1 pseudogene is annotated in these 330 nt (G+C 41.8%); it reads left to right on the top strand.

Features of this window, described 5'->3' with window-relative positions:
• Positions 1-119: 119 nt before the first annotated feature.
• Positions 120-330 (top strand): annotated as a pseudogene (locus A3729_RS10800) (diaminobutyrate--2-oxoglutarate transaminase); the annotation flags it as partial.

Genomic DNA, 330 nt, shown 5'->3' with positions numbered 1-330 from the left:
CAAAGATACGCATTTTGCTGGCTTGCATGACACGGAATTTCTGGTCCGAATCGGTCCATTTAGTTCCTAACCTCGCACACTAAATAAGACTCGCACCAAACATCCTATGGAGGATGCTAATGAAAATATTTGATGAAATTGAATCTGAAGTTCAGAGCTATGCTCGTTCTTTCCCTCGTGTTTTTAATCGCGCTAAGATGGAACACCTCTACGATGAGGAGGAAAATGAGTATCTAGACTTTCTGGCGGGTGCGGGAACAATTAACTACGGGCATAACAATCCGCTATTTAAGCCTCTCTTAATGGACTACATTGAGAATGATGGTATTA

The organism is Oleiphilus sp. HI0043, assembly GCF_001634935.1.
This window is presented reverse-complemented; position numbering and strand designations above follow the sequence as displayed.